At 59.5% G+C, this 20734-nt stretch carries 23 protein-coding genes; 7 read left to right on the top strand and 16 right to left on the bottom strand.

Annotated elements, in window-relative coordinates; all coding sequences use genetic code 11:
- The first annotated feature begins 2 nt into the window (after window positions 1-2).
- The 4 genes from AC1DYF_RS05845 to AC1DYF_RS05830 all read left to right on the top strand — a co-directional run bounded on the left by AC1DYF_RS05845 (window position 3) and on the right by AC1DYF_RS05830 (window position 2570).
- Window positions 3-896 carry an intradiol ring-cleavage dioxygenase gene (locus AC1DYF_RS05845; RefSeq protein ID WP_477875749.1) on the top strand — a complete coding sequence of 298 codons (894 nt, stop codon included), beginning with the start codon at window positions 3-5 and terminating at the stop codon, window positions 894-896.
- Between the two features lie 45 nt (window positions 897-941).
- On the top strand, window positions 942-1508 hold the full coding sequence (locus tag AC1DYF_RS05840; protein WP_477875748.1) for a helix-turn-helix domain-containing protein: 567 nt from the start codon (window positions 942-944) through the stop codon (window positions 1506-1508).
- A gap of 3 nt (window positions 1509-1511) precedes the next feature.
- Window positions 1512-2039 (top strand): GNAT family N-acetyltransferase, encoded by a 528-nt coding sequence (locus AC1DYF_RS05835; RefSeq protein WP_477875747.1) that lies wholly within the window; start codon window positions 1512-1514, stop codon window positions 2037-2039.
- A 159-nt stretch (window positions 2040-2198) separates the two neighbouring features.
- Window positions 2199-2570 carry a response regulator gene (locus AC1DYF_RS05830; protein ID WP_477875746.1) on the top strand — a complete coding sequence of 124 codons (372 nt, stop codon included), beginning with the start codon at window positions 2199-2201 and terminating at the stop codon, window positions 2568-2570.
- Between the two features lie 4 nt (window positions 2571-2574).
- On the opposite strand, the gene AC1DYF_RS05825 is transcribed toward AC1DYF_RS05830, so the two are convergent.
- The 4 genes from AC1DYF_RS05825 to AC1DYF_RS05810 all read right to left on the bottom strand — a co-directional run bounded on the left by AC1DYF_RS05825 (window position 2575) and on the right by AC1DYF_RS05810 (window position 5403).
- Window positions 2575-3219, bottom strand: a complete 645-nt coding sequence (locus AC1DYF_RS05825) for a glutathione S-transferase family protein (protein WP_477875745.1) — start codon at window positions 3217-3219, stop codon at window positions 2575-2577.
- Window positions 3216-3701, bottom strand: a complete 486-nt coding sequence (locus tag AC1DYF_RS05820; protein WP_477875744.1) for an SRPBCC family protein — start codon at window positions 3699-3701, stop codon at window positions 3216-3218. The genes AC1DYF_RS05825 and AC1DYF_RS05820 overlap by 4 nt, the downstream gene beginning before the upstream one ends.
- Window positions 3685-4029 carry an ArsR/SmtB family transcription factor gene (locus tag AC1DYF_RS05815; RefSeq protein WP_477875743.1) on the bottom strand — a complete coding sequence of 115 codons (345 nt, stop codon included), beginning with the start codon at window positions 4027-4029 and terminating at the stop codon, window positions 3685-3687. The genes AC1DYF_RS05820 and AC1DYF_RS05815 overlap by 17 nt, the downstream gene beginning before the upstream one ends.
- Window positions 4030-4188: 159 nt before the next feature.
- Complete coding sequence (locus AC1DYF_RS05810) at window positions 4189-5403, bottom strand: polyhydroxyalkanoate depolymerase (RefSeq protein ID WP_477875742.1); 1215 nt, start codon at window positions 5401-5403, stop codon at window positions 4189-4191.
- Between the two features lie 107 nt (window positions 5404-5510).
- Between AC1DYF_RS05810 and AC1DYF_RS05805 the strand changes: the two genes are divergently transcribed.
- Together AC1DYF_RS05805 and AC1DYF_RS05800 are read left to right on the top strand one after the other, a co-directional pair.
- The gene (locus tag AC1DYF_RS05805; protein ID WP_477875741.1) at window positions 5511-6167 is read left to right on the top strand and encodes a glutathione S-transferase; all 657 of its coding nucleotides are present in this window, start codon (window positions 5511-5513) and stop codon (window positions 6165-6167) included.
- Between the two features lie 77 nt (window positions 6168-6244).
- On the top strand, window positions 6245-6685 hold the full coding sequence (locus tag AC1DYF_RS05800; RefSeq protein ID WP_477875740.1) for a BPSL0067 family protein: 441 nt from the start codon (window positions 6245-6247) through the stop codon (window positions 6683-6685).
- 63 nt (window positions 6686-6748) lie between these two features.
- On the opposite strand, the gene AC1DYF_RS05795 is transcribed toward AC1DYF_RS05800, so the two are convergent.
- From AC1DYF_RS05795 to AC1DYF_RS05770, 6 genes are all read right to left on the bottom strand, one after another.
- Window positions 6749-7807, bottom strand: coding sequence for a M48 family metallopeptidase (locus tag AC1DYF_RS05795; protein ID WP_477875880.1), 1059 nt, complete (start codon window positions 7805-7807; stop codon window positions 6749-6751).
- Complete coding sequence (locus AC1DYF_RS05790; protein WP_477875739.1) at window positions 7794-8861, bottom strand: YjgN family protein; 1068 nt, start codon at window positions 8859-8861, stop codon at window positions 7794-7796. The genes AC1DYF_RS05795 and AC1DYF_RS05790 overlap by 14 nt, the downstream gene beginning before the upstream one ends.
- Window positions 8862-8925: 64 nt before the next feature.
- On the bottom strand, window positions 8926-10077 hold the full coding sequence (locus tag AC1DYF_RS05785) for a YjgN family protein (RefSeq protein ID WP_477875738.1): 1152 nt from the start codon (window positions 10075-10077) through the stop codon (window positions 8926-8928).
- Between the two features lie 184 nt (window positions 10078-10261).
- Entirely contained in the window at window positions 10262-11050 is a 789-nt protein-coding gene (locus tag AC1DYF_RS05780) for a DUF899 domain-containing protein (RefSeq protein ID WP_477875737.1), read from the bottom strand.
- Between the two features lie 226 nt (window positions 11051-11276).
- On the bottom strand, window positions 11277-11570 hold the full coding sequence (locus AC1DYF_RS05775) for a type II toxin-antitoxin system ParD family antitoxin (RefSeq protein WP_477875736.1): 294 nt from the start codon (window positions 11568-11570) through the stop codon (window positions 11277-11279).
- A 983-nt stretch (window positions 11571-12553) separates the two neighbouring features.
- Window positions 12554-14050 carry a CoA-acylating methylmalonate-semialdehyde dehydrogenase gene (locus tag AC1DYF_RS05770; RefSeq protein ID WP_477875735.1) on the bottom strand — a complete coding sequence of 499 codons (1497 nt, stop codon included), beginning with the start codon at window positions 14048-14050 and terminating at the stop codon, window positions 12554-12556.
- 135 nt (window positions 14051-14185) lie between these two features.
- On the opposite strand from AC1DYF_RS05770, the gene AC1DYF_RS05765 reads away from it, so the two are divergent.
- On the top strand, window positions 14186-14509 hold the full coding sequence (locus tag AC1DYF_RS05765) for a putative quinol monooxygenase (protein WP_477875734.1): 324 nt from the start codon (window positions 14186-14188) through the stop codon (window positions 14507-14509).
- A 44-nt stretch (window positions 14510-14553) separates the two neighbouring features.
- On the opposite strand, the gene AC1DYF_RS05760 is transcribed toward AC1DYF_RS05765, so the two are convergent.
- From AC1DYF_RS05760 to mepA, 6 genes are all read right to left on the bottom strand, one after another.
- Window positions 14554-15435 (bottom strand): dienelactone hydrolase family protein, encoded by an 882-nt coding sequence (locus AC1DYF_RS05760; protein WP_477875733.1) that lies wholly within the window; start codon window positions 15433-15435, stop codon window positions 14554-14556.
- 144 nt (window positions 15436-15579) lie between these two features.
- Window positions 15580-16362 (bottom strand): 3-hydroxybutyrate dehydrogenase, encoded by a 783-nt coding sequence (locus AC1DYF_RS05755; protein ID WP_477875732.1) that lies wholly within the window; start codon window positions 16360-16362, stop codon window positions 15580-15582.
- Between the two features lie 18 nt (window positions 16363-16380).
- The gene (locus AC1DYF_RS05750; protein ID WP_477875731.1) at window positions 16381-17520 is read right to left on the bottom strand and encodes a patatin-like phospholipase family protein; all 1140 of its coding nucleotides are present in this window, start codon (window positions 17518-17520) and stop codon (window positions 16381-16383) included.
- Window positions 17521-17765: 245 nt separating this feature from the next.
- On the bottom strand, window positions 17766-19262 hold the full coding sequence (gene guaB / locus AC1DYF_RS05745) for an IMP dehydrogenase (RefSeq protein WP_477875730.1): 1497 nt from the start codon (window positions 19260-19262) through the stop codon (window positions 17766-17768).
- Window positions 19263-19389: 127 nt separating this feature from the next.
- The gene (locus AC1DYF_RS05740; protein ID WP_477875729.1) at window positions 19390-19566 is read right to left on the bottom strand and encodes a hypothetical protein; all 177 of its coding nucleotides are present in this window, start codon (window positions 19564-19566) and stop codon (window positions 19390-19392) included.
- A gap of 15 nt (window positions 19567-19581) precedes the next feature.
- Complete coding sequence (gene mepA / locus AC1DYF_RS05735; protein ID WP_477875728.1) at window positions 19582-20643, bottom strand: penicillin-insensitive murein endopeptidase; 1062 nt, start codon at window positions 20641-20643, stop codon at window positions 19582-19584.
- Window positions 20644-20734: the final 91 nt, after the last annotated feature.

Raw genomic sequence — 20734 nt, 5'->3', positions numbered from 1 at the left:
TTATGGAAGCGCACGAAAAAGGCTTTTTCACCGAAGAGGATTCCGTCGCCGTCGTTACCGGCCGCAATCAGAGCGCCAGGGACGAACGGCTGAAACAGGTGATGGAAGTCATCACCCGCAAGCTGCACGAAGCGGTYAAGGAAATCGAGCCGTCGATGGACGAATGGATGGAGGCCATCCTCTTCCTCACCCGTACCGGCCAGATCTGCAACGAATGGCGGCAGGAATTCATCCTGTTGTCGGATGTGCTCGGCGTCTCCATGCTGGTCGACGCGATCAACAACAGAAAACCGTCCGGCGCTTCGGAAAGCACGGTGCTTGGCCCCTTCCATGTCGCCGATGCGCCGGAACTGCCGATGGGCGCCAATATCTGTCTCGACCAGAAGGGCGAGGACATGTTCATCCAGGGCCGCATCCTGGATACATCGGGCGAGCCGATCGCCAACGCCGTGCTGGATGTCTGGCAGGCCAATGACGAAGGCTTTTATGACGTGCAGCAGAGGGGTATCCAGCCTGACTTCAATCTGCGCGGCGTCTTCCGCACAGGCCCGGACGGACGCTACTGGTTCCGGGCGGTGAAACCGAAATATTATCCGATCCCCGATGACGGCCCGGTCGGGCACTTGCTGAAGGCTCTTGGCCGTCACCCCTATCGGCCGGCTCATCTTCACTACATCATCAAGGCCGATGGCTACGAGACTTTGACGACGCATATCTTCGATCCGGATGACGAATACATCAATTCGGATGCGGTGTTCGGCGTCAAGGAAAGCCTGCTTGCCGAGTTCAAGAATACGCACGATCCGGCACGGTCCAGCGACTATGGCTTTGCCGGCGATTTCTGGGATGTCGAGCACGATTTCATCCTGGCACGAAAAGGCGAAGCGCGACACTGACGTCGGCGCTTGACAAAATCTCAAATACGAGACATTTTCCCAGATATGGAAAATGTCTCGTCCGACAATGCTATTGATAGGCAAATCGCCCAGCGCCTCAAGGCCCTTCGCAATGAGCGAAACTGGTCCCTGGACGATCTGGCAAAGCGTAGCGGCGTCAGCCGTGCCTCGCTGTCGCGGCTGGAGAATGCCGAGGTCAGCGCTACTGCCGCCGTGCTTGGCCGCCTGTGTGCGGCCTATGGCATGACGCTGTCGCGGTTGATCCGGCTGGTGGAAAGCGAGTTCCAGCCCGTTATCGCCCGCGATGCGCAGCCGGTCTGGACCGATCCGAATACCGGTTACGTCCGCCGCTCCGTCTCACCGCCGGCCCAGATGCTGGCGGCCGAGGCACTGGAATGCCGGCTCGAGCCGAGCACCACGATTGCTTATGAAGCGCCGCCGCGGCCCGGCCTCGAACACCACATCATCCTGACCGAAGGGGCGCTGAGCGTCACCGTCGAAGGCCGAGAGCATAGGCTCGGGCCGGGTGACTGCCTGCGCTACCAGCTTTTCGGTGTCAGCGAATTCCGTACCGGCGAGCAGCCGGCTCAATATTTCCTGTTCATGGTGTAGACAATGACCGACATCACTATTTCCCGCCTGACCGCCGCCGAAATCCAGGACCGCCTCGATGAACTGGCAGGCCTTCTGCATGCCTGTGTCGAGGAGGGCGCCAGCATCAATTTCATCCATCCCTATTCGCATGAAGATGCAAAACGCTTTTGGGTGAGGAAAGTGCTGCCGCGCGTCGGCGACCAGGAATTGACGGTGCTGGTGGCCGAGTGCGATGGCCGGATCGTCGGCTCGGTGCAACTCGATTGCGACACGCCGCCCAATCAGGTGCACCGCGCCGATATCAAGAAACTGCTCGTGCATCCCGGTTTCCAACGCCGCGGCATCGGCCGGCAGTTGATGGCCGGGATCGAAGGGATCGCGCGTGGCTTCGGCCGGTCACTGCTGACGCTCGACACCCGCAGCGGCGACAAGGGCGAACCGCTCTACCTCTCGGTCGGCTTCATTGCGGCCGGCACCATCCCCGACTATAGCCGCGACGCCAGGTCGGAACGGTTCGATGCCGCCACCTTCATGTACAAGCCCCTCTGATCCTCAGATTGTTAGCATAGTTTTAACCATAAGAACGCGCCAATTCAGGGCGAGTTGCGGTTGTGCGGAACATTTCGGTACAGATTCCAGTTACCCGACAACAAAGGCGCTCAGCGAAACGACTGGCGCGATCAACGGCGAAACTGCTGTGAGGGACGAATGCAAACCGATCCGATCTCCGTGCTCGTCGTCGAGGACGAGCCGCTCATACGGATGGCCGTCATTGACGACCTCGAACATGCTGGCTTCAATGTGCTTGAAGCCGAGAGCACGGACATTGCAATGTCCTTGCTCCGCGGCCATCCGGAAATCCAGGCGCTGTTCACCGATGTCGAAATGCCCGGCAGCATGGATGGCCTCGAACTGGCCGAAAAGGTCCATGACCGCTGGCCGCCGATCAAGATTCTCGTCACCTCAGGCGCCGTGCGGGTGCGCAAGCGCGACCTGCCGGAGGACGCGCTGTTCATGCCGAAGCCGTATAACAGCGATGCCGTGATCTCCACCCTGCGTGATCTGGTCCTGGCAGCCTGAGCAATCAGGCCGCATGTGCCCTGAAGGCGCTCAACTGGCCTTCGAGCGCGCTCTGGAAGGCCGGCCTTGCCTGGCAGCGCTCCATATAGGCGGCAAGATTGGGATAGTCCGCGATCAGGTCGGTATGGCGGAGATTGCGCAGCACCGCGGCCATCATCAGGTCACCCGCCGTGAATTTTCCGTCGAGATAGAGCTTGTCGCCGAGTGCGGCTGACAAGTCGGCGAGACGGCTGCGAAGAAACGCCTCCGCCGCTGGCCGCCGCTCTTTCGCCCAGGCCTCGTTGGCGTAGAAAAGATCGATCTGCGCGAGCGGCACGACGGCGATCTCTATGGAGTTCAGGGCCGCTATCACCCAGGTGATGGCACGCCTGCGCGCCACTTCATCCTTCGGCAGCAGGGTTTCGCTCTTCTCGCCGATATGCAGCACGATCGAACCGGATTCGAAGATCGTCAGGTTATCCTCGATCAGCACCGGCACCTGGCCGAAGGGCTGCATGGCAAGATAGTCCTCGCTTCGTTGGATCGACGGATCGATCAGCCGGACATTGTAGGGAATGCCGGCTTCCTCCAGCGCCCAGCGGACGCGCAGGTCGCGGACAAGACCCTGGGCCAGCGGCGGCACCCATTTGAAAGCGGTGATGGTGATCATATCATTGCCTCCCGGGCAAAAGCCTCTGCATAGGTCTGTTCGCGGTCAAAACACTGGTTCCAGCCGCCGATATGGCTGTCGCGCGCTTCGACGCTGATGAACGGCGCCTGGTGGAAATTCTGCACCGTCCTGCCGTTCTCCTCGTGGAAGGTCACGGTTACCAGCGTGTCCATGCCGGGCTGGTCATGGCCGTCCTCCCAGGCGAAGCTGTAGACGATGCGGCTGTTCTTCTCGATCTCGCGATATTCGCCGCCCATCCAGCTCTCGCCATACTCCTTGGAAACGATGCAGGCGCGCCATTTGCCGCCGGGGCGGAAATCGCTGTCGAGATGGGTGCAGGTGAAATTCTTCGGTCCCAGCCAGCGGGCCATGTGGTCGCGATCCTCCCAGATGCGGAAGACCAGCGCCACCGGCGCGTCGAAGGTGCGGACAATCAGCAGTTCGTCGTCTGCGATCTCTCGCGGTTCAGTTTTCGCGTCCATTGTCGTCTCCTTTCTGAATTTCCCTGAGGTAAACGTCCATCCTGTCGAAACTGCCTTCCCAAAGCGCGCGATAGCGCTCCAGCCAGTGATCGACGGTCTTGAGGGGCGCTGTGTCGAGCTTGCATGGCCGCCACTGCGCCTCGCGACCGCGGGTGATCAGCCCCGCCGTCTCCAGCACTTTCAGATGTCGGGAAATGGCCTGCAGGGTGAAGTCGAAGGGCGCCGCGATCTCATTGACCGTCGCCTCTCCCTCGGCGAGCCGGGCAAGGATCGCCCGGCGGGTTGGATCGGCCAGGGCAGAGAAGGTGAGGGAGAGTGTGTCTTGCATATTCAACAATCTCGTTTATCAACACAATTGTTGAATAAGAGGCGTCTGATAAAATGTCAAGGGCGCGGCAACGGAAAATAGGGGTAGGCCGCCAGACAGAATCCGCGGAAAGAAGTGTTTGCCCGTCGCGAAGACGCTACTGTTTGCTGGAGCGCCCGGCTATTCCATCATCAGGATATGATTGCGCACCACCGGATAGATCTCGTTTTCCCAGCGCTTGCCGTTGAAAACACCGTAGTGGCCGACATTGGCCTGCAGGTGATGGCGCTTGAGATGCGGCCGGAGCGAATTGCAGAGATCGTGCGCTGCCGCCGTCTGGCCGAGCGCGCAGATATCGTCGCGACCGCCCTCGACGGTGAGCAGCGCCGTGCGCCGGATCAGGCCCGGATCGACCTTTTTGCCCTTGTAAGTGAAATTGCCGGTCGCAAGTTCCGACTTCTGGAAGATGCGATCGATGGTTTCGAGATAGAATTCCTCGGTGAGGTCGAGCACGGCGAAATATTCGTCGTAGAAGGTCTTGATCTTCTCCGCCGCAGCCGTCTCGCCCGCTGCCAGATGATCAAAGAGTTTTTGATGTGCGGATTTGTGCCGGTCCATGTTCATCGCCATGAAGGCGACGAGCTGCAGGAAGCCGGGATAGACCCGCCGTCCACCGCCCCTGTGCCGCGGCGGCACGGTGGAAATCACCGAATTCTTGAACCAGGACAGCGACTTGGAGACAGCGAATTCGTTGACCTCCGTGGGGCTTTCGCGCGGGTCGATCGGCCCGGCCATCAGCGTCATCGAGCGCGGCGTGCAGGGATGGTTCTCGGCCGACATGACCGCGACCGTCACCAGGCCCTGCACACAGGGCTGGCAGACGGCAAGGATATGCGCCCCAGGTCCGATCTCCTCCAGGAAACGGATGACATATTCGACATAATCCTCGACGCCGAATTTCCCGGCCGAAACCGGCACATCCCGCGCATTGGCCCAGTCGGTGATGTAGACGTCGTGGTCGGCAAGCAGTGTCTCGACCGTGCCGCGCAGAAGTGTCGGGAAATGGCCGGAGAGCGGCGCGATCACCAGCACTTTCGGCTGGCGGACATCGCTGTCCTTGACGAAGTGCAGGAGATTGCCGAAGGGCAGATGAAGCGCGATCTCGGGCCGCACGGGCACCTCGCCATGGCTGCTCCGCACCCGCTCGATAGCGAAGTCCGGTCGCACATGGGTGAGTTCGAAGCGCGAGATCATTTCGAGCGCGGCGAGCCAGTGACGCACCATCGAACCCTTGACGTCGCAAAACCCGCTGTTGAACAGCGACAGCCAGCTTCGAGCCAGCGTGCGGTAAGGGGTGACCATGTCGTCCTGGAACTGGTAAGCTTGATAGAGCATTCGCAGCACGCCCCGCTTTTTCCGTTGTGCGATGCAAAAAACTAGTGCACTTTTTGCCATCTGACCAGAAGATTATGTGACGGTTTCTTGAAGAGAGGCGGGACGCCATGACGGAAACGACACTTACCATTTCGTCGAAGAACTATTCGTCCTGGTCGCTGCGCGGCTGGCTGCTCTGCAGGATGGCGGGACTGGAGTTTCGCGAAGTCCCCGTCGCGATCGATGATCCCAATGCGCGCAAGGAATTGCTGCTGCTGTCGCCCTCCGTGCTCGTGCCGCGGCTCAGCCATGGCAAGGTGACGGTGTGGGACACGCTGGCGATCGCCGAATATCTGGCCGAGATCACCCCCAAGGCCGGGCTGCTGCCGAAGGACATCGTCGCCCGCGCGCATTGCCGCGCGGTCTCGGGCGAGATGCATTCGGGCTTCCACAATCTGCGCTCGGCGCTGCCGATGAACATCAAGGCTCATCACGACAAGTTCAAGATCTTCGCTGGCGCCCGGCCCGACATCGACCGTATCCGCACGATCTGGAGCGAATGCCTTGAAACCTATGGCGGCCCCTATCTGTTCGGCAATCAGCCGACCATTGCCGACGCCATGTATGCACCGGTCTGCTCGCGCTTCAAGACCTATGCGGTCGAACTTTCACCGCAACTTGCCGCCTATCGCGACCTGATCCTTGGCTGGCCCCTGATGCAGGAATGGGCTGAAGGGGCCACGGCTGAGGCGGACGAGATCATCGAGCTCGAAGTCGAATTTTAGCTGTCCGATATTTTCGGCTGCTGGTATCCTCATAAGATGCGTCTCCATCGACGATCTTGAAAATGGGGGGATTGGCAATGCCGCATATTGCAGTCGACTATGACAAGAGCACCGAGGCGCCGGTGGGCAAATGGGTCTGCGCGCCCGGTTCTGACCTCGGCCCTCTCGATGAGGCGCCGACGGAAAACCTGTTGCAGCCCAACTATTGCGGGCAATGTGTCTCCTATGTCAAACGGGTCTGCCCCAGCCTGCGCAACACGGCGACATTGAACTGGAAGAAGGGCGACCTTGCCAAGGGCAACGAAAACATCAAGCAAGGCACGGTGATCGCCACCTTTGACAAGAATGACAAATATTTCGGTCACGCTGCCGTCTATGTCAGTCAGGATAAAACGGCACTCTATGTCTATGACCAATATATCTATGGGTCGAAACCCAAGGGTGTTGGTCCCAGGCCGCTGAGATTCAAGGCGGTTGGCGCGGTCAATGACGGCGATCTTTTCTACATCGTCGATTGACCGGTCCGGCGCGGTTCTGAGATCGCGCCGGCCAAAATGCAGAGCTTCGCCGCTGTGGCCACCCTATTTCTTCGAAAGCACTTCCTTCGCATAATCCTCGATCGCCTTGCGCCGCTCCGGTGTACCCGGATGTGTTGAGAACATGCTGGTATTGGCATGGTCGCCGAGCTTGTCCTCCAAGAGCGCGAAGAACCGGCCGATTGCCGTCGGATCATGCCCCGCCTTGGCCATCAGTTCGACGGAGACGCGATCGGCTTCCGCCTCCGCGTCTCGCGAATAGGAGAGCGACAATAGCGCCGCGCCATCGGTCAGCACTTCATGGCCACCCGAGCCGATATCGCCGGCGATCAGCATGATCAGCCCGGCGGTGCCGGCGGCACGATACATCTGACGCAGCGCATGATGCTTCTCGACATGGCCGATCTCGTGCGCCAGCACACCGAGGATCATGTCGGTGTCGCTGCCGGCCATGCCGATCAACTGATCGGTGATGACAAGCGAGCCGTCCGGTAGAGCAAATGCATTCGGACCGATATAACCACCGTCGCGGAAATAGAGGTGGTAGCCCTCGCGACCCCGACTGGAAAAGCTGGCGAGCTTGCCGAAAGCGTCGCTGATTTTCTGCTGCTGTTCAGCCGGCAGCTTCGATGGTCCCAGCACCGTCTTGTCGAGCGAGGCAAGTGTGCCGGCGGACATCATGTCGCCAACGACCGGCGGCGTTGCCCAGACAGCAACTTCCACCAAAGCCGGGATGGCATAGCGATAGATCAGTGCAGAAAACAGAAAGACCGCCAGCACGAGAACGATCAGTCGTGGATGGAACCGCTCCAGTTCATGAATCCAGACGGCGCGGTTGCGTCGGTGTTTCCGCAATAGTGTGTCGACGGCATCGTTGTCGGTGGTTTCGAACAGGCCGCCATCGGCAAAACTGATCCGGCGCGGGATACTGCCGATATGGTCGGAAACCACCATCGTGCCGATCGTTTCCTCGCCGACCAGGCTACGGTCGGGCAGCCGCACCGCCAGCCGCTCGCCGTCAGCAAGAAGTGCCGCCTCCAGTGCCTTGCTGGAACCTGGGGGATGCCAGATGCCGCGCGCGACCATCACTTCAGAAGCCAAAATCGAACCCTTCCAGATCCATGTATTCCGAGCCGATCGCCGAGCCGCTGGCCTGGATGGCACCCACCACGTCGCCGATCTCGCCCTGCGGTATGATGCCGGTATGGGTCAGCATGTAACGCTGCTCGCGCACCGCCGCCCAGGGCCGCATCAACCCCAATGTAAGGAGTGTGACCACCGTGTTGGAGAGCCAGATCCAGACATAAGTGAGGCGCTTGAGATCGCTCCTCATCTGGTGCCGGCCGTCGAACAGCATGGCATTGACCACGATATTCCTGACCGCGACACGGTAGATCATGCCGGCGAAGGCGTAAATGACAACGAGCGGCAAGACCACGCCGTAGACCGCCAGGATGATGAACATCGCCGCTTGCCTGCCGGAGGGGTCGTCGGTACGCTGGAGGAAACTGTCGAGCATCGGATAGGCGACCAGCAAGGCGACGAAGCCCATGACAACCAGGCCGACGATGACCATCACCGCGGGCGGGATGAGCGCTCTGTAGATCGCCCCGAGCTTCGGATCGGTGGAGAAGGGCCGGTCGCCGTAGCGCAGATGGTTGAAGATGTAGCGGCTCGCCCAGCGGCTGGCGAGCGGCGCGAGGATACCGAGCGTCAGCACCGAGACAACGCCGCCGAGGATGATCGACGTGAACGCACCCCATTTATTGCCGGTGAAATCGAAGCGCACATTGCGATAGCTCGTCACCCGGGCATTGAACCTGAAACTGCGGACGATGAAAAATGGCAGGAGCGCCGCGAACACGAAAGGCGTGATGGCGCCGGCGAGCGGTACGGCCYGCGTGACCACGTTGACCATCGCAAAAATGATGAAGACGATGGCGCGGCCGAGGAAAATCTGCAGGCCTCTTGCATGGTAGTCGAAGGAATAGCCGTCGAGAAAGGTATTGCCGCGGAAATAGCGCATGCGGCGTACCTTCGCCCAGGCAGAATAGATACCGAAAGTTACGATCGTCAGCAGGATGTTGACGATCCAGATGCCGAAATATTCCCCGGCATTGCCGCGGAATTCGGCGCGTTTGAGTGTATTTTCCGCCATGACTTCAAAGTTTCCCACTGCAAGAGATGTCTATGGATGACGGGGTCATTCGCCCGAATATTCGTCAGAAGCCAAAGTCGAAGCCATCGGAGTCAAGGAATTCAGAGCTGAATACATCACCCTCCTGATGACTGATCGCCGTGACATCGGGAAGTTCACCGAAAATCCAGATGCCGGTGTGCTGAATGATGAGTTTTCTCTCCCGGATCGCTGCCCAGGGTCTCAGCAAGCCGAGGCTCGCGAGGGTAAGCATGGCGTTCGAAAGAACGACCCAGGAATATTTCAGTCGAGGCACGTTGCTGAGCAGCAAGTGGGTATCATCATAGCGTGTCGAACTGATCATCACGTTGCGGACACCGATGCGGTAAACCAGCGTCGTGAAGTAGTAGGCAAACAGGATCGGAAGAATAGTAGCGTAGTGAAACAGGATTTTCACGATCCAGGTAAACCATCGTCCATGGGAATAGATGTCCGATAAGCCCATATACTCGCGTTCTCGAATGAAGCCTACAACGAGAAACGCCGGCACCATTCCGCCAATCATGATCAACACCGGCAGCACCATCGACTTGTAGAGAGACCAGATTCTGCCCTCGGTCTTGAATTCGCGATCTCCAAAGCGGAGATTGTTGATCATGTAACGCTGGAACCACCAGCTTCCGATCGGCGCCAGCAGTCCAAGGCTAGCGAAGCTGAGAACGCCTCCAAGAAGGACGCTGAGGAAGGCAGGCCCCAGTCGGCCGGTAAACTGAAAGCGCACATTCCGGTAACTTGTGACGCGCGCCTTGAACCGCAGCCCGCGCTGGACGACCCAGGGCAAGATGAGCAGAACAAGCGCAAACACAGCCAGCGCCGCCATCGGATAGAATTGCGCGAGCGTTTTGTAGGCAATCAGATATGCGCCGACCATGAGCCAGCCCTTCAACAACTGGCCGCCGGTCGCGTTATAATCGAACGAATGCCCGTTTAAGAAAGTATTGGCGTAGAAATATCGATTTCGCCGGACTTTTGCCCACGGAGCATAAATACCGAGCGTAACGATCGTCAGCAGGGTATTGACGATCCAGATACCGAAATACTCTTTCGCGGTGCCGTTGAACTCGGCCTTTTTCCAAATCCCATCGGACCGTGTGGCGAGCATCGCCTCGACATGTCCGTTCGTCGGTGCCTGTCGCGAAACATTGACAATCGACGCAGACGTAAACTGCAAAACCAAAATCGGGCCCCTCGAACGTGTTTTGCAGCCGCCCCCAGCCGCAAAGCATCTCCGATGGAATTCACCATGAAGTTGCGCCAACCGCAAGATGAAAAAAGGCGGGCCGCCTTCGCAACCCGCCCGTAATGTCCTGTCTACTTCATCGTCTATCCCGAAACTGCTCAGGATTTTCGGAGGACATGTATCAGCTGTCGGTGTCCTTGTTGCGGAATGCCGCTTCTCCGGCATCCGACACTTCGACCCACTTCTTGTCGGGCGCTGCGTTTTCGGCGTAGTTGTCGTGCCAGTTCCACCATTTGTAAGTCGGGGTCTGAGGATAGCCCTCGGGGGAGTCCTCCCAGAGTTCCTGCCGGCCCAGCGGCGTGATGTCGAGATAGTTCCATGTGCCGCCCATCTGCTCGTCGCCGCGATTGTTGACGAAATAGGTGCGGAACACGCGATTGCCATCACGGTAGAACACGTTCGTGCCGTGCCATTCGCCGACGCCAAGATCGGCGTCGAAGCTGTCGGTAATGGTGTACCATGGCATCTCCCAGCCCATCCGCGCCTTCAGCCGCGCGATATCCGCCTGCGGCGCACGCGAGATGAAAACCAGCGTCGTGTCGCGGGCATTGAGATGCGCGACATTGGCCACCTGGTCGGCCACCATCGAGCAGCCGCGGCAGGCGTGCTCTGGCCAGCCGAAGACGCCCGGCTCGAAGAAGGCACTATAGACGATCAACTGATGCCGGCCCTCGAACAGGTCGAGCAGGCCGACCTTGCCGTCAGGACCTTCGAACACATAGTCTGCTCTTACGGCCATCCACGGCATGCGGCGGCGCTCGGCGGCGAGCGCGTCACGGGCACGGCTCTGTGCCTTTTCCTTGATGAGCAATTGCGCGTGGGCCGCCTCCCATGCTGCCGGCTCCACGACCGGCGGCGTGTGCATGGCGGGCTGAGTGGCTTTCTGTTGGTTCATGTTTGTCGTGGTCATGATGTCTGAAACCTCCTTGTTTGCGCGAAGTCCAAGTCCCGTGATGAGACCTGGCTGCATCGCAGTTCAACGCTCGGCGTCGCAGGATAGTCTGACAGTGGATGTCGAAAGGCGGGAGTAACAAGTGTGGCGGCATTCCGATCGGGTGGATGGCCACAGCGGACGGCGACCCGCTTGCGCTCACGCTTGCACCGAAACTTGCAAGGCTAAAAAATCGGCATGCCCGTCAGGTACAGGGCTTGTGTGGTTCGAGCTCGACGCGACGCCCAAGTCCGGCGATGAATTTGTCGAGCCCATCATTCTCGACATCGACAAAGCGGCCTTCTTCCAGGTCTAAGAAGCCGACCTGCGCGGCCTCCCGCAACGCTTGTAATTCAAAAACCTCACGCGCTTGGCGCATTTCGATCAGCCGTAGGCCTTCGCGCAGCACCTCGCTCGCATTCTGATAGCGCCCCGACCTCACAAGACGGTCGATGATGTCCTCGTGATGCTGGGTCAGCACGACATTGCGCTTCGGCATGGGCGGAACCTCTAAAACAAACCGGCTCAGATATAGACGAATTGGCATAAATGCTAACGTCTGGATATTTTGTCGCCAGACTTAGGCTCCCGCAACGCATTTTACCGGGGACCAAGCTCAATTCATTGCATCGTCGGAATGGCTAATTCTGCGCCGTTTCACGACCCTTGAGTCCATCGATCGGTGATCCGTCATGATCTTGATTTGTGTCCGATCAAGGCCGTTCCGACAGAAATCTAGTTGCACGCAAACGTTTGTGACGATTTATTCCAGTCGTAGAATTCTACATCGAAGGAATATGCGTGTGAGTGATTCCCCAGGCCTTTCGAGTGACGATTTCGACTCTCAGCGCCGCTACTACCAGACCCATCCGCCTGCTTGCCTTTTTGCATTTGACGTCAAGCCTATCGAGGGGAAGGGCGGGGAAACGTTGGAAAGTGGCTGGATGATGAGGTGCAAATGCGGATTGTCCGATTTTCGTGGTCGGATGTATTCGACGATAAATCCAAGTTGGTCAAAGACCGAACCCGTGCTTGTGAGCCCGATAACCTTGACTTGCACATCATGCAGCGACGAAGGGGTAGTTTTCGATTCCAACAAGGACGGCTATGATCCCGCAACGAGCGGAATCGGCCACTCGATTTATGGGCCAAAACAAGACGGCGCCAACCAAATTACATTTGCCTGCCGAAAATGCGGCAATCAAAGTCTAAAGTATTTCTCAATATTTCGGTATACGGATGATCTATATATGGATGATTTTTCGAAATTTCGGGGCATTGAGCAGAATTTATTCGAGAATTTTTCTCTTATATATAGATGCGATGGATGCAAAACAGCTGAGATGGCCTGCGATTTCGAATGCGCTTAAAGACTTCCTGCGTCGCCTTCGCTAGATTCAGAAGCTCCTCAAATTGAACTCGTGATTTTCAAAGAGAAGAAGCGGGCCCTGGCAGAGCCCGCCTCGCTAAGCGAGCGACTGATTACTTCATCGTCGGCATGACGAATTCCGCGCCGTCCTTGATGCCCGACGGCCAGCGGCTGGTGATCGTCTTGGTCCGGGTCCAGAACTTGAACGAGTCCGTGCCATGCTGGTTGAGGTCGCCGAAGGACGAGGACTTCCAGCCGCCGAAGGAGTGGTAGGCGAGCGGCACCGGGATCGGCACATTGACGCCGACCATGCCGATATTGATGCGGCTGGCGAAGTCGCGGGCAGCGTCGCCGTCGCGGGTGTAGATCGCGACGCCATTGCCATATTCGTGCTTCATCGGCAGCGACAGCGCGTCTTCATAGTTCTTGGCGCGAACGACAGACAGGACCGGTCCGAAGATTTCGGTCTTGTAGATGTCCATGTCCGGCGTAACGTTGTCGAACAGGCAGCCGCCGACGAAATAGCCGTCCTCATAGCCCTGGAGCTTGAAGTTGCGGCCGTCGACGACGAGCTTGGCGCCTTCTTCGATGCCGCGGTCGATCAGGCCCTTGACGCGGGTCTGGGCTTCCTTGGTGATGAGCGGGCCCATATCGGCCTTTTCATCGGTATAGGGACCGATGCGCAGGCTTTCGACCATCGGGGTCAGCTTGTCGATCAGGCGGTTGGCGGTTTCTTCGCCCACCGGTACGGCTACCGAAATCGCCATGCAGCGCTCGCCGGCCGAGCCGTAGCCCGCGCCCATCAGCGCATTGGCTGCCTGGTCGAGGTCGGCGTCCGGCATGATGATCATGTGGTTCTTGGCGCCGCCGAAGCACTGGGCGCGCTTGCCGTTCATTGCCGCGGTGCCATAGACATAACGGGCGATCGGCGTCGAGCCGACGAAGGAGACGGCAGCAATATCGGGATCGGTGAGGATCGCGTCGACCGCGCTCTTGTCGCCGTTGACGACGTTCAGGATGCCCGCCGGCAGGCCGGCTTCGATCATCAGTTCGGCGAGGCGGATCGGCACGGACGGATCGCGCTCGGAGGGCTTCAGGATGAAGGCATTGCCACAGGCGATTGCCGGCGCAAACATCCACATCGGGATCATGGCTGGGAAGTTGAACGGCGTGATGCCGGCGCCGACGCCGACAGCCTGGCGGATCGAATACATGTCGATATTCGGGCCGGCGCCTTCGGTGAATTCGCTCTTCATCAGGTGCGGCGCGCCGATGACGAATTCGCACACTTCCAGGCCGCGGACAACGTCACCCTTGGCGTCTTCGATCGTCTTGCCATGCTCCGAGGAGAGCAGGCGGGCAAGCTCTTCCATATTGTCGTTGAGCAACTGGACGAACTTCATGAACACGCGGGCACGGCGCTGCGGGTTGGTCGCGGCCCATTTCGGCTGGGCGGCCTTGGCGTTTTCGACGGCGGCGCGCAACTCGTCGACGCTGGCGAGCGCGACTTCCGCCTGGATTTCCCCTGTGGCAGGATTATAGACGGGCTGCTTGCGGCCGCTCGTGCCGGCGACCTGCTTGCCGCCAATGAAATGTCCGATCTGACGCATGGATTTTCCTCCGGTGTTCTGATGGCGCGGAGTGTACGCTTCAATTTGCACAAAGCAATGATCTGGAATAAGCATCCGCTGTGCAAAAATTGAAGTCAAAAGTGTGAAATCGCTGACAGTGGAGACCCGATTTCGATGACAGACGAACGCATTGTGAGAATGGCGGACCTCGAAATCGACGCCGCGCATCTGGATGATTACCGCGCCTTGCTGGCGCAGGAGATCGAGGCCTCCGTCGCGATCGAGCCTGGCGTGTTGATGCTGCATGCCGTGGCGCTCCGGGATGATCCCTGCAGGATCCGCATCCTCGAAGTCTATGCCAGCCAGTCGGCCTATGAAGCACACCTCAAGACGGCGCATTTCCTGAAATACAAGACCGGCACGTCCGGCATGGTGAAATCTCTGCGTCTGATCGAAGTCGATCCGATCGCGATGCATGCCAAACCGGACATGCCTTGATCATTTGGGTAGGAGGGGGGGCTCCGTTATTTAAGTGCATGCTGTCAATGCGATGCCAGCTTTTCCTTCAGGAACTTGACTGTCCGCTCCCAGGCAAGGTCCGCCGCCTTCTTGTCGTAGCGTGCGCTGGACGTGTCGTTGTTGAAGGCATGGTTGGCGCCTTCATAGACAAAGATCTGGAAATCCTTGTGATTGGCCTTGAGCGCCTTCTCGAAAGCCGGGATTCCGTCATTGGTGCGTTTGTCCAGCCCAGCATAGTGCAGCATCAGCGCCGCCTTGATTTTCGGCACGTCGGCGGCGTCGGGCTGCATGCCATAGTAAGCCACTGCCGCCTTGAGGTCGGGCGCGACGACGGCGAGCTGGTTGGCCCAGCCGCCACCCCAGCAGAAGCCGATGACGCCGACATTGCCGTTGCAGCGGTCATGACCCCTGAGGAATTCGACGGCGGCCTGGAGATTGGTGCGGTTGATGTCCGGATTGGACTTCGAGATCATCTCTCGCGCCTTGTCCTCGTCATCGGGTGTGCCGCCCGCGGGTGAAAGCAGGTCCGGCGCCATGGCAAGAAAGCCTTCGAGCGCCAGCCGCCGTGTGACGTCGCGAATATGGTTGTTGAGCCCGCGATTCTCATGGATGACGATGACGGCCGGCGCCCTGGTTGGCGCCGCCTTGGACACGGCGATATAGGCCCTGATGTCGCCCGGCGCACCGCGATAGGTGATGTCCTCGGCTTGCAGTCTTTTGTCGTCGGGGCCGATAATGTCTGCCTTGGCGCTGTCGGCGGCGATCAGCGGCGCAATGGCCGCTGCGGCGGCAGCGGAGCCTGTCAGCATCTGCAACTTGCGCATAAAATCGCGGCGGTCGAGCGTGAGATGTGTATATTCATCATAGGCGTTGATCATCGCCTGTGTGATTTTCGGCTGGTCCATCACCGTTCTCCCGTTGATTTTCAACGGGATTATGCCGCCAGGGCCGTGGCCGCGCCATGACGCCGCGCTGAAAAAGCTCGACCGGCACCATCAAAATAAAGTGATGGAACCGGTCTGCAATCGGAACGTTATGATTGCTTGGCTTTACTGAATACTCCAGCCATGGCTGACATTGATCGATTGACCGGTCAGCGCATTGCTCTCAAATGCGGCGAAGAACAGAGCCGTCTCGGCGACATCGTCGATCGTGGTGAATTCGCCGTCAACTGTCTGGCCGAGCATCACCTTCTTGACCACATCTTCCTCGGAAATGCCGAGCGTCTTTGCCTGTTCGGGAATCTGTTTCTCGACCAGCGGCGTGCGCACGAAGCCGGGGCAGATGACATTGCTGCGAATGCGATAATGGCCGCCTTCCTTGGCGACGGTGCGGGCGAGACCGAGCAGGCCGTGCTTGGCCGTCACATAAGCAGACTTCAATTCGGAAGCCTCCTTGGAATGCACCGAGCCCATATAGATGATCGCGCCGCCGCCCTGCTGCTTCATCAGCGGGAAACAGGCCTTGGTGGTGAGGAAGGCGCCATCGAGATGGATGGCGAGCATCTTCTTCCAGTCGGCAAACGGGAATTCCTCGATCTTGTGGACGATCTGGATGCCGGCATTGGAAACCAGCACGTCGACCCGACCCCATTTCGCCACCACGGCGGCGACGCCCTTGTTGACTTCATCTTCGCTGGTCACGTCCATGGCAATGCCGATCGCCTCGCCAGGACCCATCTTCGTCAGTTCATCGGCCGCAGCATTAGCGGCATCGGCCTTGAGGTCGGCAATGACCACCTTGGCGCCTTCCGCCACATAGAGCTTGGCGATGCCATAGCCGAGCCCGCTGGCAGCACCCGTGACGATGCAGACCTTGTCCTTGAGTTTCATGATCTTCTCCATTCTTCTTCAGCTTCTGGCGGTTTCCCGGCGATGGTCGATCTGGACGAATCCCTCATCGGGAATGATGCGGTTCAGCCATTGCGGCGAATTGAGCGTATCCGTCACGTCGTCATAGCCCGCTTTCCAATGCTCCTCCATCGTGAGCCGGGAAAATTCGTTGTCCATGGAATGGGTCTCGTATTTCTTGCGTCGGTAGATCAGATGCACGGCGGTAACGGCGCCGAGATCTTCGGGCCGGTTCAGGAACAGAAAGTCCTTGTCGTTGCGGAACTCTTCCGGCACCAGGCTCAGAACGCGGGCGAGCGCCTTCTTGTATTTCTGCTTGGTCTTTGCCTCTTGCGTGTTGAGACGCGTGCGGCTCGAATAGCGGATCTCCTTGTCGCGGGCGAGCACATCCGACATATCCTCCGGCATGCGGCCCTCGGCCGAGAACAGATCGACCTGGAAGACGCAGATGTCGTCGGTCGTCTTGCGCTCATCGAGCACCCACTGGAACGGCGTGTTGGAGACCAGGCCGCCGTCCCAATAGAACTTATCGTCGATCTGCACCGGCGGAAAGCCGGGCGGCAGTGCGCCGGAGGCGGCGACGTGGTGGGCGGTGATATGGGTCGGCTTGCGATGTTTCGACGAGGGAAAATTGTCGAAATAATCGAAATTGCCGCTGGCCACCTCGACCGCGCCGAGGCTGAGCCGCACGGCGCGATGATTGATCAGGTCGAAATCGATGAGGTGGTTCAGCGTATCGATCAGGGGCGCAGTGTCGTAATAGCTGATCCGCGCATTGGAATCGGTGAAATATTGCCAGGGTGTCAGCGCCCGCGGCACGTAAAAACCCTGCACCCCGGCAAGCGCGTTGAAATTCGCCGAATACTCGTTGAGCCACTTACGAGCCAGATCGGGCGCGTGGGCCATCAGCGATTTTGGCCCGTCCGACACCATGTCCCAGAAGCTGCGCAGGTTTTCGATGCGCTTGTCTTCCGGACTGCCGGCGATGATCGCCGAATTGATGGCGCCAATAGAGATGCCAGCGATCCATTCCGGCCGGACACCGGCCTTGTGCAGCGCCTCATAGGCGCCGGCCTGATAGGCCCCAAGTGCACCGCCGCCCTGCAGAACGAGGAATTTGCGATCCTTGCCAAGCTTCATGCCGAAAGCCTTTCGTGCTGCACCACATCGGCGAGTAATCCGCCTGGGAAAATATATCTAAGGCCCGGCATTGAGGCGAAATTGTGCAATGCAAAACAACCGAAAGACCGGAAAGATTTTTGTGCTTCCGATGCGGCGTCCAAGGAAAGGGCATGCAGGTGGACGCCAAACGAAAGACGGCACCTGCAAGGGCGCCGTCGATCGGTAATTTGGAGAATTGTCGGAGCCGATGCCGTCGGCGCCGCTCATGCACCGCCGGGATAGTTCGGGCTTTCGCGGGTGATGGTCACGCCATGGGTATGGCTTTCGCGCAGGCCCGCACCGGAAATGCGCACGAAGGTCGCCTTCTCCTGGAAATCCCGAAGGTTCTTGCCGCCGACATAGCCCATGGCGGCGCGCAAGCCGCCGGCGAGCTGGTGCAGGACGCCGGAGGCCGGTCCCTTATACGGCACCTGGCCCTCGATGCCCTCCGGCACCAGTTTCAGCGTGTCGCGCACTTCCGCCTGGAAATAGCGGTCGGCGGAACCGCGCGCCATCGCGCCAACCGAGCCCATGCCGCGATAGGATTTGAACGAGCGGCCCTGGTAGAGATAGGTCTCGCCCGGCGCCTCGTCGGTGCCGGCAAGCAGTGAGCCGATCATACCGGCTGACGCACCGGCGGCGATCGCCTTGGCGAGGTCGCCGGAGAATTTGATGCCGCCATCGGCAATGACGGGGATGTTCTGCTTGCTGGCGACGTCCACCGCGCCCATGATCGCGGCAAGCTGCGGCACGCCGACGCCGGCGACGATGCGGGTGGTGCAGATCGAACCCGGACCGATGCCGACCTTGACGGCATCCGCGCCGGCATCGATCAGCGCCTGGGTCCCGTCCGGCGTCGCGACATTGCCGGCCATGATGCGCAGCGAATTCGACAGCTTCTTGGCGCGGGTCACGGCGTCCAGCACGCGCTGCGAATGCCCGTGTGCGGTGTCGATCACCAGCAGGTCGACGCCGGCATCGATCAGCCGTTCGGCGCGTTCGAAACCGTCATCGCCCACCGAGGTGGCGGCAGCGACACGCAGGCGACCCTGCGCATCCTTCGATGCATGCGGATTGAGCTGCGATTTCTCGATGTCCTTGACGGTGATCAGGCCGATGCAGTGGCCGGCATCGTCGACGACCAGCAGTTTTTCGATACGATGCAGGTGCAGCAACCGCTTCGCATCGCCCTGTTCGACATTCTCCTTGACCGTGACCAGGTTTTCCCGGGTCATCAGCTCATAGACCTTCTGCCCTGGGTCGGAGGCGAAGCGGACGTCGCGGTTGGTGAGGATGCCGACCAACCGGCCGGTGCGGCCCGTGCCCTGGGTCTCAACCACCGGAATGCCGGAAATGCCGTGCGTCTTCATCAGCGACAAAGCCTCGGCAAGGGTGGCATCGGGACCGATGGTCACCGGATTGACCACCATGCCGCTCTCGAATTTCTTCACCTGGCGGACCTGCTCGGCCTGCGCGACGGGATCGAGATTGCGGTGGATGACGCCCATTCCGCCGGCCTGCGCCATGGCGATGGCCAGACGGGCTTCCGTCACCGTGTCCATGGCGGCGGAAAGCAGCGGCAGGTTCAGCTCGATATCGGCCGCGATTTTGGTGGAAATGTCGGTCTGGCCCGGCATGACCTCGGAATGGCCGGGCTGCAGCAGCACGTCGTCAAAGGTAAGCGCCTGAAGGCCGGTGATGGTTTCGATGATGCGCGCCATGCCATGTTCCTTAAATAATGAGTGCCGCCGGTTCGGGCGCGAACCGTGTGCGGAAATACCTTTCGGAAGATGGCGAGGGCTGGTACCACGATCACGGCCTGAAGGGAACAGGCCGGCTCATGAAATTTCAATGAATTTTGCGCAGGGCAGGGATGCAAAGATCGGAGGGAAGGCGGTCGGCATGCGACAGCAATCGCCGACCTTCCTCTTTAAAGGTAGCCAAGTCGAGCGGTTGGAAATCGTCGCTCTCGATGCTGTCGCGCCAGGCTTTCTTCAGGCCGTCTGTGGGAGTGCCATCTTTCATTGTAAGACCTCGCCGTTATTCGACCGGCCGTTCCCGAGGCACAGGCACTTTCTTGAGCGGCGGCACCAGATTCGAGAAATCCTCGATCGAGCGGAAGACGACGGCCGTAACCGGTTCTGTCGGTGAGGCATAGGCGGTCTCGGTGCTTGCCGGCACGTCGCTGGCGGTCGCCACGTCGGCGACGACAGGCCCATGATATTCGGCCGCCGCCATTGATGGCACCGCCTGCTCATTGAGCACCATGGTGCATGCCTTCGGCAGCGCGTTCATCGTCAGATAGGCTGGCTTCACCGGTTTCACCGGCTTGACCTTGGGCTTTTCCGCGACTTTCGGTATTGGCTTCGGTCTCACCCGGTCGAGCCACTGGGCCACCTCCTTGCCGCAGCCGCTGTCCTGCGGCGGGGTAACCTGCGGCGTGCAGGTCGTCGAACCGATGGGGCATTTGATGCGGATGTGGAAATGATAGTCATGGCCGTACATCGGCCTGACCTTCCACAACAGCGTCTTATCGCCGGTCCAGGTGTCGCAGAGCTTCTTCTTGATGCCGGGATTGACGAAGATGCGTTCGACCTCGGGATAGCTCGCCGCCCGCATGATCAGCGCTTCGTGCGGTGCATTGTTCCAGACGCTGTCGTTGACATAGACGCTGTCCTTGCGCAGCATCGAATTCTCCGGAAAGTGGTCGCGTTCGGCATCGCTCAGCATATGGTCCGGCATCGGCGTCAGCCAGATGTCGGCATCGAGGCCGATCTGGTGCGAAGCATGGCCGTTCAGCATCGGGCCGCCACGCGGCTGGGCGATGTCGCCGATCAACAGGCCATTCCAGCCGTCCTTGTCATGGGCGTCGTGCGACAGGCGCTCCAGAAGGCTGATCATTGCCGGATTGCCCCAGCGACGATTGCGCGATGGATGCAGCACCTGCCAGGTCGGGCCATCGGAGGGGATCGCCACGCCGCCCATCAGGCAGCCATTGGCGTAGAAGCCGATCGATTCGGTCGGCCCCACCGTCGGCAATTGCTTGACGCCAAACAGCTTCTTGGCGGGGATGGGATCCTGCGCCACAGCAGGCGCGGCCATGGTGAGACTCAGAATTGAAACGGCGAGCCGGAATAGAAAACTTCTCAACGCTGCTCCCTCTGAATTTCCTGTATTGATCATCGTCCTGCGC

The sequence above is a fragment of the Rhizobium sp. P2_G9 genome (genome assembly GCF_056403475.1).
This window is presented reverse-complemented; position numbering and strand designations above follow the sequence as displayed.

Coding starts and splice junctions, on each gene's coding strand:
- AC1DYF_RS05840 (WP_477875748.1), top strand. CDS start 942: ATGGAAAATGTCTCGTCCGACAATGCTATTGATAGGCAAATCGCCCAG.
- AC1DYF_RS05835 (WP_477875747.1), top strand. CDS start 1,512: ATGACCGACATCACTATTTCCCGCCTGACCGCCGCCGAAATCCAGGAC.
- AC1DYF_RS05830 (WP_477875746.1), top strand. CDS start 2,199: ATGCAAACCGATCCGATCTCCGTGCTCGTCGTCGAGGACGAGCCGCTC.
- AC1DYF_RS05825 (WP_477875745.1), bottom strand. CDS start 3,219: ATGATCACCATCACCGCTTTCAAATGGGTGCCGCCGCTGGCCCAGGGT.
- AC1DYF_RS05820 (WP_477875744.1), bottom strand. CDS start 3,701: ATGGACGCGAAAACTGAACCGCGAGAGATCGCAGACGACGAACTGCTG.
- AC1DYF_RS05815 (WP_477875743.1), bottom strand. CDS start 4,029: ATGCAAGACACACTCTCCCTCACCTTCTCTGCCCTGGCCGATCCAACC.
- AC1DYF_RS05810 (WP_477875742.1), bottom strand. CDS start 5,403: ATGCTCTATCAAGCTTACCAGTTCCAGGACGACATGGTCACCCCTTAC.
- AC1DYF_RS05805 (WP_477875741.1), top strand. CDS start 5,511: ATGACGGAAACGACACTTACCATTTCGTCGAAGAACTATTCGTCCTGG.
- AC1DYF_RS05800 (WP_477875740.1), top strand. CDS start 6,245: ATGCCGCATATTGCAGTCGACTATGACAAGAGCACCGAGGCGCCGGTG.
- AC1DYF_RS05780 (WP_477875737.1), bottom strand. CDS start 11,050: ATGACCACGACAAACATGAACCAACAGAAAGCCACTCAGCCCGCCATG.
- AC1DYF_RS05775 (WP_477875736.1), bottom strand. CDS start 11,570: ATGCCGAAGCGCAATGTCGTGCTGACCCAGCATCACGAGGACATCATC.
- AC1DYF_RS05770 (WP_477875735.1), bottom strand. CDS start 14,050: ATGCGTCAGATCGGACATTTCATTGGCGGCAAGCAGGTCGCCGGCACG.
- AC1DYF_RS05765 (WP_477875734.1), top strand. CDS start 14,186: ATGACAGACGAACGCATTGTGAGAATGGCGGACCTCGAAATCGACGCC.
- AC1DYF_RS05760 (WP_477875733.1), bottom strand. CDS start 15,435: ATGGACCAGCCGAAAATCACACAGGCGATGATCAACGCCTATGATGAA.
- AC1DYF_RS05755 (WP_477875732.1), bottom strand. CDS start 16,362: ATGAAACTCAAGGACAAGGTCTGCATCGTCACGGGTGCTGCCAGCGGG.
- AC1DYF_RS05750 (WP_477875731.1), bottom strand. CDS start 17,520: ATGAAGCTTGGCAAGGATCGCAAATTCCTCGTTCTGCAGGGCGGCGGT.
- guaB (WP_477875730.1), bottom strand. CDS start 19,262: ATGGCGCGCATCATCGAAACCATCACCGGCCTTCAGGCGCTTACCTTT.
- AC1DYF_RS05740 (WP_477875729.1), bottom strand. CDS start 19,566: ATGAAAGATGGCACTCCCACAGACGGCCTGAAGAAAGCCTGGCGCGAC.
- mepA (WP_477875728.1), bottom strand. CDS start 20,643: ATGGCCGCGCCTGCTGTGGCGCAGGATCCCATCCCCGCCAAGAAGCTG.